Annotated in this window: 1 protein-coding gene; it reads left to right on the top strand. The window is 33.5% G+C overall.

The window, feature by feature from the left end; all coding sequences use genetic code 11:
- Positions 1–385 precede the first annotated feature (385 nt).
- A partial coding sequence (locus AB4238_RS22390) for a hypothetical protein (RefSeq protein WP_372035842.1) occupies positions 386–573 on the top strand: 188 nt, incomplete at its 3' end.

The raw sequence follows: 573 nt of genomic DNA, 5'->3' as shown, positions 1-573 counted from the left end.
ATAACTGAGCGGGAACAAAGTCGTGAGAGGTATTTAATGGGCATGTAATTAAAAATCAAATGATTAAGTCATGTGTTATTCCTGTTTTGGATGTTCTGCAGAAGTGACACTGAACTTTAAATACTAGCATTTAAGGGGATGGTTTATGGGGTTATTGAAAGCTGATTTAGTCATCAATGTTGGTTTCTAAGGCTCAATTGTTATTAAGGGGTTGAAAAAGTTATTAGCTGAATGTATCGTTCAGCGTGCATTTTTACTTTGTAATAACGTAAATTGCAAGATTAAATAGAATTTTAATCTTTATTGTAAGCGTTTTTTTGGGGCTAAAGAATACTAGCTATCCTTCTTAACGTGTTAGGTTTTGTTGCTAACAGGGTTGTATGGCATGAAAATTAGCAGTTTAACTGCTTTATACTTATTAATGAGAGGTAGTATGAAATTTGTAACATTAACTAAGGTTTCTACATTAGCTTTAATGCTTACGGCATGTGGTGGCAGCGATAAAGGTACATCAGACAATGAGACAGCAGTTAGTAAAGAATTGGTGGTAACCACTCAAGTTTTTAATTTTGT

It is taken from the genome of Shewanella sp. 10N.286.45.A1, from assembly GCF_041470405.1.
Taxonomy (GTDB): Bacteria; Pseudomonadota; Gammaproteobacteria; order Enterobacterales; family Shewanellaceae; genus Shewanella.
Note: the sequence above shows the minus strand (reverse complement) of the source record. Positions and strands in the feature narration are given on the sequence as shown.